Source organism: Serratia sp. CC22-02, assembly GCF_900182895.1.
Taxonomy (GTDB): Bacteria; Pseudomonadota; Gammaproteobacteria; order Enterobacterales; family Enterobacteriaceae; genus Serratia; species Serratia nevei.
Genome location: NZ_FXUD01000001.1, coordinates 1,324,746 through 1,339,220 on the forward strand (window position 1 = coordinate 1,324,746; position 14,475 = coordinate 1,339,220).

Below are 14,475 nucleotides of genomic sequence, written 5' to 3' on the forward strand. Positions count from 1 at the left end.
CGCCCCGAGCGATCGAAACGGCGAAAATCTTCTGCGGGGTACGCTCTTGTCGGCCTTGCCCCGTCTGTTCATTCAATACGTTAGCTAGTGCACGCTCACTCGCAGCGCCGCCGCGGTGGCAAACGGTGCCAATGTCACGCTGCCCGCCAGCATCGCGCCGAGTATCGCCAGGTAACCGTCGATCGGCATGCCCATCGAGGCGGCGTCGATCGCGCCGGTGGCGAAGATCAGCACCGGGATATACAGCGGCAGCACCAGCAGGCTGAGCAGCACGCCCCCTTTGCGCAGGCCGACGGTCAGCCCCACGCCGATAGCGCCGATCAGGCTCAGCGTCGGCGTGCCGAGCAGCAGCGTCCCCGCCACCGCCAGCCAGGTCTGCATATCGAGCGACAGCAGCAGCGCCACCAGCGGCGACAGAATCAGCAGCGGTAGACCCGTCACGACCCAGTGAGCACACACTTTGCCCAGCACCGTCATCGGCAGCGGCGTCGGCAGCAGCAACAGCTGCTCCAGCGAGCCGTCGAGGAAGTCGTCGCGAAACAGCCGCTCCAGCGACAGCAGCGAGGCCAGCAGCGCCGCCACCCACACGATGCCCGGCGCAATGCGCGCCAGCAGCTGCGGCTCCGGGCCAATCCCCAACGGAAACAGCGTGATCACAATCAGGAAAAACCACAGCGGGTTGACGATATCCGAACCTTTACGGCAGGCGATCTTCAGTTCGCGGCGCACCAGGGTCAAAAACATCACAGGCTCCCCGCGTCATGTTCCGCCAAACGAACTTTACCTACCGTTTGGCTGACGCCGGCCAAATCCTGATGGGTGGTCAACAATACCATGCCGCCCCGCTGTGCATGTTGTTCAAAAAGGCTAATCAACTCGGCTACGCCCTGTTTGTCGATCGCCGTCAGCGGCTCATCGAGGATCCACAGCGGCACCGCGCTGAGCCACAGCCGCGCCAGCGCCACGCGCCGCTGCTGCCCGGCGGACAGCTGCGCCACCGGCAGATCTTCGTAGCCCACCAGCCCCACCTGCTCCAGGGCGCGCCAGATGGCCGGATGATCGGTTGTGCCGCGCACCGCTTGATAAAACTGCAGATTTTCGAAGGGCGTCAATACGGCTTTGATGCCGGGCTGATGGCCGATAAACAGCAAATCTTGCTGGTAACCCGCACGATCGCGCAGCGTGCTGCGCCCACGCCAGCACACCTCGCCGCCGTCCGGCCGCGCCAGGCCGGCGAGAATGCGCAGCAAACTGGTTTTACCCGCGCCGTTCGGCCCTTCTACCTGAATGATATCGCCCGGCTGAACTGAAAAGCTTAGCTCGCTAAACAGGATGCGCTCATCGCGCACGCAACTCAGACTTTTGGCTTCCAGCATCGGGGAACTCATATTTTTCTTTGGGATAGCGAATCATAGCATAAGCCTTTCCCCGCACGCAGCCCGCGGCGGGCGCGCCGACGGACCAATATGGCGAGCAGGATCAAGAATGCGTGGAAAAAATCGGCGGATTTTAACTCTTGTTACTTTTTTCTGTATTTCGCCGCATTTGGGCCGGGCAACTACGCTTAATAACGTGAACTCACCTTTAATGAGCAGGAGCTACAGCATGAGCGAGCAGCAACGCCAGGATCACGAGCCGGATGAGACGATGCAGGTAGAGAGCGAGGAGCAGGAACAGGGCAAGCGCGAAATCGAAGTCAGGGAAGAGAATCTGCCGTCGCGCGCGGCGGCGGTGCATGAACAGATCCGGATGGAAGGCGAAAAAGAGCTGGAGCGCGACGGGCTGGCGCTGCTGTGGTCGGCGATCGCCGCCGGGCTGTCGATGGGCGCCTCGCTGGCGGCAAAAGGCATTTTCCACGCCCGCCTGCCGGACGATCCCAGCCGCTTTTTCATCGAGAACCTCGGCTATACCTTCGGTTTCATCATTGTCATCATGGCGCGCCAGCAGTTGTTTACCGAAAACACCGTCACGGCGGTATTACCAATCATGCATAAGCCCACGCCGCGCAACCTGCTGATCCTGCTGCGCCTGTGGGGCGTGGTGCTGCTCGGCAACCTGATCGGCACCGGGCTGGCGGCGCTGGCGTTTACCCATATGCCGCTGTTCGACACCGAAACGCGCGGCGCCTTCGTCAGCCTGGGCGAAGAGGTGATGCGCCATACGCCGCGGGAAATGTTCGCCAACGGCATCCTGGCCGGCTGGATCATCGCCACCATGGTGTGGATGTTCCCGGCCGCCGGCGCGGCGAAAATCTGGGTGATCGTGCTGATGACCTACCTGGTGGCGATTTGCGATTTGACCCATATCGTGGTCGGTTCGGTCGAGATCCTGTATCTGGTGTTCAACGGCGCGATTGGCTGGCAAGAATTCATTTACCCGTTCGCTCTGCCGACGCTGGCGGGTAACATCATCGGCGGCACCTTTATCTTTGCGCTGATAAGCCACGCGCAGATCCGCAACGATTTGAGCGCCAAAAACCAGGCCGCGCGTCGGCAAGAGGAAAAGCGGCGCCACGGCGGGGAAAAACCGTGATCGCGGTCGGTTAGCCGAGGAAATTTCGGCGTGAACTGGCGAGGTATTGAGCAAACGCGCCGCTAAGCGCTTATTCTGCGGGTAAAAAAAGGTATAATGCCCCGGCAGCTTCAGTTGCCGGCCCGCAGCGTCCCCGTAGTTAAACGGATATAACAAGCCCCTCCTAAGGGCTAGTTACTGGTTCGATTCCAGTCGGGGACACCATTCTTGCCATACCCCTTCCATTCCCTGGTCTGGCCATCACCACTCTGCATCCCGGCGTATACTGCCCACACATACCCCTTAGAGAATTCACCGTACATCAGGCTAACGAAAAAAACATTAAAATTGCCGATGATTTCACGGCAGAAAAATAAACCAAGATAATAAATAAGAGAACAGCATAATAATTTAAAATTAATTAACAAATTAACCATGACAAATAAAACATAAAGAAAAAATTAAGTTTCACCTTCACCATAAAAAATAGTCGAAATCTAAAGCAAACGGCTAAAAACCAAATTTAACAACAAGCCAAAAACGGCCGCGATAAAATTAAATCCTTAATTTAAAATACCTGATTTATTTCATTGAAAAAAAACGCCCCGCTGATATATTCCCGCAATAAATATCCCCCATTAAAACACCATTGGTATTTAAATGTCGATCAAGAAAGGACTCATTGGCTGGCTTGGCGCATTCCTAGCCTTTGATATCAGCATATTGGCTTCAGTCATGCTACAACAAGTTTCGCTATCGGAAAGTATAGAGATAGCCAAAATAGCCAGTACATTCTTAGCGCCGCCCTTATTGCTTTTGCTATCCACGGTGATCCCACCGAACGCCAAGGCATCACTCGCCTTCTGGCGGCTTAAACATGCCTTGCCGGGCCATCGGGCATTCAGCAAATATATGCATAGTGACAATCGTATTGATGACCGATGGCTGCGAGAAAACATCATCCCCTTGCCTTCCACAGCCAGAGAGCAAAATGTTGAGTGGTATAGAATTTACAGAAAGCATCATAATGAAGGTGCCATTCAGGATATCAATAAACGCTTTCTGCTTTTTCGCGACCTGGCGACAATATCGTTTTTATTTCTCATTATTCTGCCATTGATCTTGCGCGCTACCCATACGGAAGTGACGGTCTGGCCGATTATTCTCGTCTTTCTGATTCAATATCTCATGAGCGCAATCGCCGCTCAGCAGATGGGCATCCGCCTGGTCTGCACGGCGCTGGCGATTGAGGCCTCGAAAAAATAACCCTACAGGAAAAAGGAACGTCCATGTCATTAATAAAGAGCTTCTCCGTCAGCAATGGCGACATGTTTTATATAAAACACAACAGTGATAACTTCACGATAATTGACTGCTATATCAACGAAGATAATGCAGATGCGATCATCAAAGAAATGCAAGCACAGGCTAAAGGAAAAGGGATCAGTAGATTTATCAGCACGCACCCTGACGAGGATCACTTCGGCGGAATTCATCTTCTCGACGACGCAATGAAGATATACAACTTCTATGTGGTCAAGAACAAAGCCATCAAAGAGGATAGCACCCCTTCATTTGAACGATACTGTACATTACGAGACGGTGAGAAAGCGTTCTATATATCACAAGACTGTTCACGCAAGTGGATGAACGTTAGCGATGATCAGCGAGATAGCTCAGGCCTGTCTATTCTTTGGCCAAAAATAGACAACCCGCATTTTGCTGAAGCATTGAACGCCAGCGAGCGCGGTGAAAGTTACAATAATATTTCGGCGGTCGTGCGCTATAAACTGAACGATGGTGCCAGCGTGATGTGGCTCGGCGATCTGGAAACAGAGTTTATGGAAAACATCATTAATGATGTAGAATTACAGGAAACCACCGTCGTTTTCGCGTCTCATCATGGTAGAGATTCGGGGAAAATACCCAACTCCTGGCTAGATAAAATCAAACCTAAAGTGATCATTATCGGCGAGGCCCCCTCCCGTAATTTAAACTACTACACGGGCTACAAGAAAATCACGCAGAATCGTGCCGGTGATATCACTATGGATTGCGTCGGCAATAAAGTTCACTTCTATGTTTCCAGTGAAAATTATCCAAATAATAAGTTTGATAACGAAAACGCTCAAGATACAGAGCTTGGATTTTATATCGGATCCATTACCGTATAAGACTCATTGTCTTTAGCAAGCACCCAAGGAGGGGAAATCCCCCTCCATAAACTTTCATTCATTAATGTTACGTCTATCAACGAGCCATGACACCCAAAGCATTAAGTAATTGCGCATCTAATGTTTCAGATGGAGGAAGTGCCAGTCCTTTATCAACTCTAAAGCTTCTTATTGATGTTCTAGTAGCTGGCCCCATAACCCCGTCAATTACACCATCATAATAGCCTTTATCGAAGAGGGCGAATTGAACCCGCATTATCAATCTACGCCGTTTTTCTTTATCCGCTGTTACCGTACCCATTACTGATGTTGTAGCTGTAGATCTAGACGCCCCAGCGTTTGATGCTTCATTGCTAGAACTGAATGAACGTACAGACGAAGATGTTCCTGAATTCGAGTTTGATGAAGATGAATTTCCACTGCGAGTCGTTGATGATGAACTTGTCGTCTTTGGGTAATACGGCGAGCTATAATAACCACCACCTGAAGACGAACGATGTGAACTGTGACTTCTGTGGGAACTATGACTACGATGCCCAGCAATATAGAACGGAACATCAGTATTCAGAGGCGCTAGTATAAGATTATTATCTTTCACGGACATATTGGAGATATCCCCTATGTCCATAGCGGAATCGCTTGCCCACACCGAATTATTTAGAGCTAAAAACCCAGGAAGTAATGCTGCGAAATTAAATTTTTTCATAGTATTGGTCTCGGATCTTGATGAAATCGTCCTTTTGACGAGCTAAAATATCCTGCGCAATTATTTTTTTCAGTACAAGCATCACACTCTTTAGGATAGTAGTTCTTCCAATCAGAAATCGATTGTACCGAATATTTCCATAGAGCATAGGGTAAATGGCATAGTGGATAATTAAAGATCACTACGTCTAACCTAGATCTGGATGCTACTTCAATCGGCGCCAATAAATAACTAGCAACCTCATTATTATCTATGAATATGTCTTGCCAGTTTTTCCTTGCCCACCCTATTGACTCCAATCCCATGATTGATATTTGATTTATATTGGAAAAAACGCGGCCTACATACTCAATAATGTCAGGTAATTCAAGATAGTTGGCTTTCGTTGGTATTATTCGCAATTCAATATTGATACCCAAGTTCCCTGCATTAATTAACCCGCAAACAGTTTCTTTGAAAGCTCCATCGCTCCCTACAAGCTGGTCATGGACAGTTTGTCGAGAAGAATACAAAGGAATACCGAACGTAATTTTAACCTGATCACATCGTTGCTTTACTTGTTTGGCGAAGTTGCCATCTGCAAATGCTCTACCATTAGTGAGTACATGTAGTGATGTTTCAGGTGAGTTTTCAGCAACATAATCGAGAAATTCAAGAAAATCATCACCATATAATAGAGGCTCACCACCACTAACACCTACGACACCATCAAGATTGAATGCAGCAATCGCTAACGCGGATTGAGTCAACAACCAATCATCATTCGCTTTTTTTGGGGGTTGTGAGCAGAATAAGCAGAGATTATTGCATCTTTCAGTCACCAAAACAGTGTTATGGTTAGCCCGGCGAGACAGAATTACTCTGAGCATATTACCATTGTTAACAACAGCAATGTCTCCATCATCAATTGCGTTGAAAAGGCCTCGACTCTCAATGCAAGCGCTATAGCAAGGAAGTATGTTCTCCGCTTTAAACTCTTCCCTTACCAAGAGATTAGGTAAATAAAACTGTGGATTCACTGGTTTTTGTTTACATAAACGATAGAAGCCTGGCGGAACATCATCTTCACTATTATATCTGAAAATATCGTTCCTGATAACGTCAGACATAAGCCCACCCTCTCAATACATCAGCGACTTCCCCACCTTTTGCCAGTTTGTCTATCAGGAATCGGAACATCCCTTTATGGTATTGGCAAAAAGTTGATTTACTCCTGTCTCCAACAGGTTCTCCTTGCATGCTGATATTTTGGCAAGGATCTGAACCGCAGAAGGGCTGATAAGCACAAGTATCGCATCCAGGTAAAGCGAAGTTGAATGACGAAGTCAAAACAGTTCGATAGTAGTCGCTTTTTGAAAACGACATACTGGCGATTTCCCCTGCACTGAAGTCAACATCGCTATTCACTTTCTGGAGCATACGGCTTTCATCGCTTCCATATACCCGGCCGTCATAATTAAACAGGATACAGTTAAGAACAACGCCGCTGGGAGATTTCAGGTCGGCATAACCGCTAAAGCCTGGGTTGAAGATCCGTTTCAGATGTATCGCTGCAGAATGCTCAACAACAGGTATCCCATTTTTGTTATGTTCCACAATGTCTTCTATGAGTTTTTCATAAAAACCATAGTACTCATCCATAGAAAATGAAAAATTGTCTTTATGTGCAAAACCATACGGACTTACAGGCCTGACAAAAAGATCGGTTAACCCCAATACCAGGTGTGCATCGATGATAGAAGATGGATTTTTAATAAGTTCTTTCGTTACGGTCGTTACCGTAGAAACTCGACTATTGCCCAAATCCTCCTTAATTCGCCGAATCCCCTCCACAGCTTTTGAATGCGACTCATTGCCAGTCAGCACACGGTTCTTGTTGTGAATAGTTTCGCTGCCATCCAATGATACAGAAAAGGTGATATTACGCTCTTTCGCCCAAGTTAGGATCGATGAATCAAGTAACGATAGGCTTGTAGCAATAACCATTTCAAATGCATCAGCGCCCAAATTCTCTTCGCATTGCTCATAAAGTAATTTCACGAGATCAAAGCGTAGTAGAGGCTCACCACCCTGCACTTCAATTTTATACGGTGGAACTGATAGCTTTTTGATCTGGTTTACGATTGCGGGAATTAGAGCGGGGTCGAGGTCATAATTATTTGCGCCAACAGCAGCACGGCTTACCTGACAATACTTACAGGTGTGATCGCATCTCAATGTTGGAACGATCATAAAGATTGGATTTACGGCCAAATCACTCATAATCCGTTTTGCAAAGCCCGAACTCAGAACAGAAGTTGTAAACGCCTGTTCATCATCCTCAGAAATGAAGAGCTTACTTTCAAGGGCATCAGCAAGACTCTTGTCTTCTGGAAGTGAGTGTCTGACAAGTTGCGAGAAACTGTCCTCAGAAATGAGCTGATGAAAGCCTGCAAGGTTGCTTAAGAACACCGTATCATCGTTTATCCGGTCGAAGTTGAACGGCATGAGCTTCATTCCGCTAACCTCTTATCGATACTGTTCAATACGTTATCTATGATCGACGCCCTAACTTGGCCAGTTTGTCTTTGAAGTGACTCCCTGATCTTATAGTCATTCAGCAACCGCTCAAACTCGAACTGGCTCTCTTCGGTAAAAACATCAAATGTGATAACCCAATTCAGCTCATCTTCATCAAGTTTCCAGCGTGTATATGCCGTTATCCAATAGAGAGAGCTTCGAATCACCCACTCTGAACACCGCTCTTTTAGAATTTTTTTTTGCCACATGTGTAGTACCTGCCAAAAAAATAATAACAACAAGAAATAATTTTAAATACAACGTTTATTTTTATGACAATTATACATTGCAGATTGGCGTTTTTCATCCAGCTCGATAAAAATAACTCATGCCCTCCCTCTAATTGGTATCATGTCAAAAGCAATATAATCAAACCCGCCAGATATTTCAGGTACCCAGTTGGCATCAGTAAAAAAACTTAATATCCGTCGGCGTTGAAATCGCCGCAGCTTCACCTCTGGCCTGCAATTCGCCCTTCTCATCATCGAAATCGAACAGCGTCACGCTATTGGTGAATACATTCGTCACATAGAGATGGTTACCCCCGGCATCGAAAGCGAGCGCACGCGGCTCAATGCCGCCGGCCTCATAGCGCGTCGGCACGCCTGGCAGACCGTCCCTGCCTATTTTTAATACCAGCAGGCGGTTATCGGTACCGCGATGGGTGGCAATAAGATATCTGCCGCTCGGGCTCAGGATAATGGCCCCACCGCTTTTCGCCTCCGCCGAATCGAGGCCGCCGTTCAGTTTCACTTTCCCTTGCCGCGTCAATCGATTGTCGTTAACGGCAAACGCCTCGATCTCGCCCGCCATTTCGGTGATGACATAGGCATAGTCGCCTGCCGGCGAGAACACCATGTGCCTTGGGCCGGCGCCGGGCGCAAAGGCGACATCGCGCGAAGCATCCGCCTGCAACGGCTGCGCGTTATCCGAACGATAGCGGTAGGCGTGCAGCTTATCGCCGCCGAGGTCCGCCGCGTACAGGTATTGGCCATCGCGGCTGAAGGTGGTGGAGTGCGCATGCCCGCCTTCCTGGCGCCCCTGCACGATGCCGGAGCCGGGCGTAAACGGATAATGCTGTACGCGTTCACCCAGCCTGCCGTCGCTGCCAATCGGCAATACCGTCACTCCCGCGCCGCCTTTGGCGACGGAATAGTTGGCGACCAACAGAAACTTGCCGTCCGGGCTGAGGGTGGCATGCGTCGGCTGCCGACCCGCGCTGCTCACCGTATTCAGCACCCGCAGGCTGCCAGCCTGGTCTATCGCCAAGGCGGTCACCGTTCCCGCGTCCTCCTCATTGGTAGCATAGGCGAAGCGGCCATCGCGGGATGTGACGATCCACGACGGGCTTTTCATTTTAATGACATCGAGCAGCGTTAACGTGCCGTCGCCATTAACCGCCAGACGATAGAGCCCTTCACTGGGGCGCGTCGGTTTCTGCACCGTTGGCGCATCCGGAATATGGGTCCAGGTGCCGACTAACGCTATTTGATGCTGTTCCCGATTATTTGCCATCGCATTTCCTGAAAACATGAAGAGCGTTAATGCCAGCGCTAATTGAATAGCCTGCCTGGCTAAACCTTTAACGTTCACTCTGCCAAAGGCAGGCAACGTTAAAGGTAGCATAAAGAGCGCGCGGCGGTGTTTATTAATCGAGCCAGAGGATTTTTCTTTACTCATGATGCCTCCTTTCCTCAACACTACGCCACAGGAATAAGTATATCGACATTGATGATCTTACTGTTTAAATGCTCGTGCCTGTATAATTCGATGAAAAAGCTCTCCCTCATTTTGACATTAATAGCCGGCAGATGGGCGTCATAGATACCCTCAAAAAAGGCAATATACTCAGGCAGCTCCCCGATAAAGGGAATGACAATATATTTCCCCATGGGTATATAGAAGTTAAATATGGAATGAAAAACCTCTTGCTCCTTGCCGTTGGCATGCGGCCGCCCCCCTTTTCTTTTTTCTACGCTATAAGCCCTCCCATTTTTACTTAGCCATTTATCATTCGTCTGGGTAATGTCACTGGCATCTCTGTACTTCCTGACGGAGTGGAAAATCAATGCCTTGTACTGCTTCAACATGTCGATGTCATCCGGCATGACCGTATGATAAAAATAGGGTTTATTGTCGCTGCCATACGGTGGAATCTGGGTGGAGAAATCCCATCCCCGGCTGTTCCTAAAGCTGTTGGGCGTTTCGCCAAAGAAACGTTTGAATGCCCGCGTGTAGCATTGCTGAGAAGCAAACCCGGATGCCAGGGCAACATCCAATATGTTACCTTGATGCTGTTTGAGCAGGACAGCGGACCGGCTCAGCTTTCTATTCCTGATATAAGTCCCTAACGTAATGCCAAAATAATGTTTAAATAACCGCTGTAAATGCCATTTAGAGTAACCCGAGATAATGGAAACCTTCTCAACGGAAAGCCCCTCTATAATATTTTTCTCCATATACTCCAAGACCTGTACAAGAATATCCTTTCTATAATCCATGAGCGCTCCCTGCCTTTATAAAGATTGTGTCCTTTTTATTAAAATCGTTAACCTCTCAAATCAAGTCATTAAGATTAATCCTAAAAAAAATCACCCTGCCAATGCAATTTTTACGGCATAGGAAAAGTCATCATATAAATAACTGAAAATGATCATGTTATATAAATACGCTTGCGAAAAATCCGTGAATAAAAAATGCGCCACGCAAAGTGCATCCATTAAAGATGCATTTGCCCCGCCAGGGTGAATCACACTTTATGTTAATTGTTTTATCTTAAAGTGTTTTTTTACGCTCCACGGGCATGGCCGAATAGGAATTTCATCATCACAAATTAAATCGTGTTTTATTGTTTGGCCGGTTGATAAAACTATTGAGCCGAATACGAAAAAGTATGAACGGTGGCGAAGGAAGATGCGGCGGATAAGCGCAAGATCTTAACCTCGGGCCCGATAATCGCAGATCGTCATTGCGAGTTTCTTTTTTATCTTCTCCCGCACGGTGAAGAATCGACGTTTCAACACACCCTGTTCGATGCCCTATTTTCCCTCCATGTCAATGGGATCGCCACTGGTCCCCCGCTGAACCGCCTCCCCTTCCCTCGTAACAGTGCCGCGTCTGCTTGTGCCACGCTTTATTGACCAAGCGCAGCAAAAAGCCCGGCTCGCAAAGCCGGGCTTTTCATTCACGGGCTGCTCAATCAGCCAGGTTGTCGATCTCTGCGGACCTGTGCTTACGCAACAGATACAGCAGCAAAGACACCCGCCGCTCGGTGCGTTCCGGGGTATCCGGCGGCAGGTTGTAGCGCAGGGTATAGCGCTCGTTGTTCTCGTTGCAAAAATCGATGACGAGCACGGGCGCAGAGGCCCCGGCTACTTTTCGATAATTCAGCGAAATGCACGACAGGTTTTTTTTCATCTCAACTTACCGCGAGGGTGCGGCGAGTTGATTCGGCAATCCGCCCCACGCCGGCGCTCAGCGCGGCGCCCAACAGCAGCACCAACAGCGACCCCCATGCGGCGCGCGACAGCTGTTTAGCCGCTTCATCGGCCGCTTCACGCGCTTTCTGCTCGGCCTCAGCCTTGAGTTTCTCCACTTTCTGCACCGCCTGCTGGTAAGCCTGAGCGTAGTTATCGACGATTTGGCTCGCTTCATCACGGCTCTTGCCGGTGCGCGCCGCAACGATATTCACCAACGCACCCTTATCGGCCGCGCTCAACGTCGGCTCACCGGACTGCTTGACGCGGTCGAACCACTGCTTGAGCTCGGAGGCGGCCCGCGCCGGATCGGCCGCCGCGTCCATGGCCGATTGCTTGCCGTCGGCGGTCGCCCTATCGGCCTTCTGTTCCAACCGAGCCGGATCCAGTTCCGGCTTGCCGGTCTGCTTGAGCGTGGCGTTCAACTGGTTTTCCAGGCTTCCCCAGTCAAGGCTGATGCCTTTTTTATCCAGCTGTTGCTTGAGGCCTTCGCCCACGTTTGGCGCTGCCGCCGCCAGGCCGCTGCCCGCCAGCGAAAGCCCTTTGCCCACCGCGCTACCCGCCAGCCCCACCACGCCACTCGCCAATGAAACCACCAGCCAGGTGGTCAGCAAGGTGGTGATCGCCCAGCTCAGCAGGCCATGCAAGCCGCCGCGATTCGGTGCGGTGCGGCCGGCGACGAACGCGCCTGCGGCCAGCGAGGCCAGCGTTGAAACCAGCAGCCAGATCCCGGTGCCGGTGCCAAAGCCGCTCAGCGGGTTGCCCTTTTGCATCATATCCACGGCCTGGGCACCGACAGCCGTACCCAGCACGCTGAAGATCAGATAAGTCACCAGCGCCACGGCACTCCCGGCCAATATCGAGCCCCATGACACCTGAAACGCAAAGCGATTTGATTCATAGACAGTGGTCATCGTTGTTCCTTATATTTTCTGGACAAGTGATTGCACGCACGGCGGATAACCGCGCAGACAAATCCAGTCTGCCGCGCGGCGCCGTCGGCCGTCCCGGTTCATTTGCGCCAGAATGACTAGTGCATTCACACCCTGCGAATACGCACGTTATGCACTAAGCTGCTCAGCGAGTAGCGTAACCCGCGGCCCCCGTCAGAGGCCGCTCCCCCTTCTGTCTAGCGGAGAGCACATGAACCCATCCGTCCTGGCCAGCGAAACCCACCGCGGCCACCTGCAGCAAATCATCTCCGGCTTGTCCGACGGCGTGATCCTGACGGATACCGATCAAACGCTGCTTTGGGCCAACGAAGCCGCGTTGGCCATGCATGGCGTGAGCCACCAGAAAGCCCTGGGGGCCAATGCCGACGAGTACGCGGCGCGGTTTGCCCTGCGTTATCGCAACAACCACCCGCTGGCGCTGGAACAGTACCCGCTAAACCGGGTTGCCGATGGCGAGACCTTCACCGATGTGGTAGTGGAAGTTCGGCAGGTCGACGATCCGGACAGCTTCTGGGTGCACCGCCTGCGGAGCCTGATTATCACCGATGCGCAGGGGCAGCCGGAGCTGCTGGCGCTGATCCTGAGCGACGCGACGGAGTGGGCCAGCGCCGAACAGCGCTTTGAAAAAACCTTCAACGCCAATCCAGCGCCGGCGGTCATTTGTCGGCTAAGCGACCTGCGTTACGTCAAGGTCAATCAGGGGTTCCTCGATATGACCGGTTACCAGCGTGAACAGGTCATGGGGCGTTCGGTCTATGAACTCGACGTGTTGGAACAGGCTGAGCACAAAGAGCTGGCGATTCAGCGCCTGGGGGAAGGCGCAACCATTCCACAAATGGAGGCCGAGCTGAAACTGCCCGGTGGCGGAAGCAAGCTGGTGGTGGTTGCCGGCCAACCGCTGGACATCAATGAAGACGACTGCATGCTGTTCACTTTTACCGATCTCGAACCCCGGCGTCAGGCGGAATCGGCGCTGCGGGAAAGTGAAGAGCGGTTCGCCAAGGCATTTCGCCTGAGCCCGGTGCCGACGTTGTTGTGTACGGCGCACGAGCGGCGCGTGCTGGACGTCAACGAAGCCTTCACCCGCACCACCGAGTACGACGCCGAAGCCTTGATCGGCAAAACGGTCGATGAGATCCAATTTATTGACGATCCCGAGGCGAACCGCCGTTTGTTTGCCGCGCTGGAAAAAAGCGGTAACGTCGAAGGACTGGACATCCGGGTACGCAAGAAAGGGAGCGAGCCGATCGACTGCGTGGCCTCGGCGGATGCCGTCAGCATTCACAATGCGCCCTGCTACCTGCTGGTGCTCATGGACATTACCGAACGCAAACGCTCGGAGCTGGAGCTGGTGAGCGCCATCGAGGAAGTGATGCAGGACGCTTCCTGGTTCAGCCAAACCTTGATTGAAAAACTGGCCAACGTGAAAAGCATCAACCGGCCCGATCAGACCGGATTTAACGCCAGCGATCTCACGCCGCGCGAGCGCGATGTGCTGGAATTGATTTGCGAGGGGCTGCCGGACAAGAAAATCGCAGCGCGCCTCAATCTGGCGCTCAACACCATTCGCAATCATGTCGCGACGGTCTATTCCAAACTGGGCGTGCATAGCCGCAGCGAAGCCATCGTCTGGGCCAGGGAGCGCGGTCTTTTTACCGGCGGGCCGGCCACCAGGAACGGCAAGTAGCCTGCAAATGCACTATCCGTACCGATGCAAACGCCCCTTATAGGCACAACGTGAAGTGCATAACATGGAGGTGCAAATGCAGGCTTTCGCCCTGTGCGGAAGCCAAACGGATCGAACATTAGGAGCGCATCATAATGAACAGCGAAAAGGCCAATGGCATGATGGAAAAAGTGGCGGGCAAAGCGCAGGAAATGGCGGGCGACGTCACCGGAAACGAACGTTTGCAGGCCGAAGGCGCCACGCGCTATGCAGCGGGCGCGCTGCAAGAAAAATACGGCGACGCCCTGAGCTGCGCCGGCAGCATGATGAAGAAAAACCCCCTCGCTGCATTAGCCCTCATTGCCGGCGCTGGCCTGTTGGCCGGCCTGCTGCTGCGCCGCCGTTGATGCGCGCCGACAAGCATACCGTT

The 14,475-nt window shown here is 51.4% G+C and carries 15 protein-coding genes and 1 tRNA gene; 6 read left to right on the forward strand and 10 right to left on the reverse strand.

Annotated features, from left to right (window positions below; translation table 11 throughout):
- Positions 1-84: 84 nt before the first annotated feature.
- Both ccmB and ccmA read right to left on the reverse strand, forming a co-directional pair.
- Positions 85-744: a heme exporter protein CcmB gene (gene ccmB, locus QOL81_RS06315; protein WP_197757789.1), complete on the reverse strand. Its 660-nt coding sequence runs from the start codon at positions 742-744 to the stop codon at positions 85-87.
- Entirely contained in the window at positions 744-1,376 is a 633-nt protein-coding gene (gene ccmA / locus QOL81_RS06320; protein ID WP_100396441.1) for a cytochrome c biogenesis heme-transporting ATPase CcmA, read from the reverse strand. The genes ccmB and ccmA overlap by 1 nt, the downstream gene beginning before the upstream one ends.
- Positions 1,377-1,605: 229 nt before the next feature.
- Between ccmA and QOL81_RS06325 the strand changes: the two genes are divergently transcribed.
- The 4 genes from QOL81_RS06325 to QOL81_RS06340 all read left to right on the forward strand — a co-directional run bounded on the left by QOL81_RS06325 (position 1,606) and on the right by QOL81_RS06340 (position 4,685).
- On the forward strand, positions 1,606-2,532 hold the full coding sequence (locus QOL81_RS06325) for a formate/nitrite transporter family protein (protein ID WP_283439725.1): 927 nt from the start codon (positions 1,606-1,608) through the stop codon (positions 2,530-2,532).
- A gap of 129 nt (positions 2,533-2,661) precedes the next feature.
- Positions 2,662-2,736 (forward strand) — tRNA-Arg (locus QOL81_RS06330).
- Positions 2,737-3,171: 435 nt separating this feature from the next.
- On the forward strand, positions 3,172-3,777 hold the full coding sequence (locus QOL81_RS06335; protein ID WP_087763427.1) for a hypothetical protein: 606 nt from the start codon (positions 3,172-3,174) through the stop codon (positions 3,775-3,777).
- Between the two features lie 23 nt (positions 3,778-3,800).
- Positions 3,801-4,685 carry an MBL fold metallo-hydrolase gene (locus tag QOL81_RS06340; protein WP_102984321.1) on the forward strand — a complete coding sequence of 295 codons (885 nt, stop codon included), beginning with the start codon at positions 3,801-3,803 and terminating at the stop codon, positions 4,683-4,685.
- 76 nt (positions 4,686-4,761) lie between these two features.
- On the opposite strand, the gene hxsA is transcribed toward QOL81_RS06340, so the two are convergent.
- The 8 genes from hxsA to QOL81_RS06380 form a co-directional block, all read right to left on the reverse strand.
- Positions 4,762-5,391 (reverse strand): His-Xaa-Ser repeat protein HxsA, encoded by a 630-nt coding sequence (hxsA, locus tag QOL81_RS06345; protein ID WP_072270026.1) that lies wholly within the window; start codon positions 5,389-5,391, stop codon positions 4,762-4,764.
- Positions 5,388-6,500 (reverse strand): His-Xaa-Ser system radical SAM maturase HxsC, encoded by a 1,113-nt coding sequence (gene hxsC / locus QOL81_RS06350; RefSeq protein ID WP_102984320.1) that lies wholly within the window; start codon positions 6,498-6,500, stop codon positions 5,388-5,390. Before hxsC ends, hxsA begins: the two co-directional genes overlap by 4 nt.
- Positions 6,493-7,887, reverse strand: a complete 1,395-nt coding sequence (gene hxsB / locus QOL81_RS06355) for a His-Xaa-Ser system radical SAM maturase HxsB (protein ID WP_197757791.1) — start codon at positions 7,885-7,887, stop codon at positions 6,493-6,495. The genes hxsC and hxsB overlap by 8 nt, the downstream gene beginning before the upstream one ends.
- A complete protein-coding gene (gene hxsD / locus QOL81_RS06360; RefSeq protein WP_087763453.1) occupies positions 7,884-8,159 on the reverse strand; it encodes a His-Xaa-Ser system protein HxsD in 276 nt (91 codons plus the stop codon). Before hxsD ends, hxsB begins: the two co-directional genes overlap by 4 nt.
- 196 nt (positions 8,160-8,355) lie before the next feature.
- Positions 8,356-9,630 carry a lactonase family protein gene (locus QOL81_RS06365; protein ID WP_283439726.1) on the reverse strand — a complete coding sequence of 425 codons (1,275 nt, stop codon included), beginning with the start codon at positions 9,628-9,630 and terminating at the stop codon, positions 8,356-8,358.
- 20 nt (positions 9,631-9,650) lie between these two features.
- Entirely contained in the window at positions 9,651-10,451 is an 801-nt protein-coding gene (locus QOL81_RS06370) for a helix-turn-helix domain-containing protein (RefSeq protein ID WP_060419953.1), read from the reverse strand.
- A 694-nt stretch (positions 10,452-11,145) separates the two neighbouring features.
- Positions 11,146-11,367 carry a hypothetical protein gene (locus tag QOL81_RS06375; protein ID WP_004936288.1) on the reverse strand — a complete coding sequence of 74 codons (222 nt, stop codon included), beginning with the start codon at positions 11,365-11,367 and terminating at the stop codon, positions 11,146-11,148.
- Position 11,368: 1 nt separating this feature from the next.
- On the reverse strand, positions 11,369-12,340 hold the full coding sequence (locus tag QOL81_RS06380) for a hypothetical protein (RefSeq protein WP_169318651.1): 972 nt from the start codon (positions 12,338-12,340) through the stop codon (positions 11,369-11,371).
- A 229-nt stretch (positions 12,341-12,569) separates the two neighbouring features.
- Here QOL81_RS06380 and QOL81_RS06385 point away from each other — a divergent pair, with 229 nt between their 5' ends.
- Positions 12,570-14,066: a helix-turn-helix transcriptional regulator gene (locus QOL81_RS06385; protein WP_149571504.1), complete on the forward strand. Its 1,497-nt coding sequence runs from the start codon at positions 12,570-12,572 to the stop codon at positions 14,064-14,066.
- Positions 14,067-14,200: 134 nt separating this feature from the next.
- Positions 14,201-14,452: a CsbD family protein gene (locus QOL81_RS06390; RefSeq protein WP_047730161.1), complete on the forward strand. Its 252-nt coding sequence runs from the start codon at positions 14,201-14,203 to the stop codon at positions 14,450-14,452.
- The last annotated feature ends 23 nt before the right edge of the window (positions 14,453-14,475 follow it).

Coding starts and splice junctions, on each gene's coding strand:
- ccmB (WP_197757789.1), bottom strand. CDS start 744: ATGTTTTTGACCCTGGTGCGCCGCGAACTGAAGATCGCCTGCCGTAAA.
- ccmA (WP_100396441.1), bottom strand. CDS start 1,376: ATGCTGGAAGCCAAAAGTCTGAGTTGCGTGCGCGATGAGCGCATCCTG.
- QOL81_RS06325 (WP_283439725.1), top strand. CDS start 1,606: ATGAGCGAGCAGCAACGCCAGGATCACGAGCCGGATGAGACGATGCAG.
- QOL81_RS06335 (WP_087763427.1), top strand. CDS start 3,172: ATGTCGATCAAGAAAGGACTCATTGGCTGGCTTGGCGCATTCCTAGCC.
- QOL81_RS06340 (WP_102984321.1), top strand. CDS start 3,801: ATGTCATTAATAAAGAGCTTCTCCGTCAGCAATGGCGACATGTTTTAT.
- hxsA (WP_072270026.1), bottom strand. CDS start 5,391: ATGAAAAAATTTAATTTCGCAGCATTACTTCCTGGGTTTTTAGCTCTA.
- hxsC (WP_102984320.1), bottom strand. CDS start 6,500: ATGTCTGACGTTATCAGGAACGATATTTTCAGATATAATAGTGAAGAT.
- hxsB (WP_197757791.1), bottom strand. CDS start 7,887: ATGAAGCTCATGCCGTTCAACTTCGACCGGATAAACGATGATACGGTG.
- hxsD (WP_087763453.1), bottom strand. CDS start 8,159: ATGTGGCAAAAAAAAATTCTAAAAGAGCGGTGTTCAGAGTGGGTGATT.
- QOL81_RS06365 (WP_283439726.1), bottom strand. CDS start 9,630: ATGAGTAAAGAAAAATCCTCTGGCTCGATTAATAAACACCGCCGCGCG.
- QOL81_RS06370 (WP_060419953.1), bottom strand. CDS start 10,451: ATGGATTATAGAAAGGATATTCTTGTACAGGTCTTGGAGTATATGGAG.
- QOL81_RS06375 (WP_004936288.1), bottom strand. CDS start 11,367: ATGAAAAAAAACCTGTCGTGCATTTCGCTGAATTATCGAAAAGTAGCC.
- QOL81_RS06380 (WP_169318651.1), bottom strand. CDS start 12,340: ATGACCACTGTCTATGAATCAAATCGCTTTGCGTTTCAGGTGTCATGG.
- QOL81_RS06385 (WP_149571504.1), top strand. CDS start 12,570: ATGAACCCATCCGTCCTGGCCAGCGAAACCCACCGCGGCCACCTGCAG.
- QOL81_RS06390 (WP_047730161.1), top strand. CDS start 14,201: ATGAACAGCGAAAAGGCCAATGGCATGATGGAAAAAGTGGCGGGCAAA.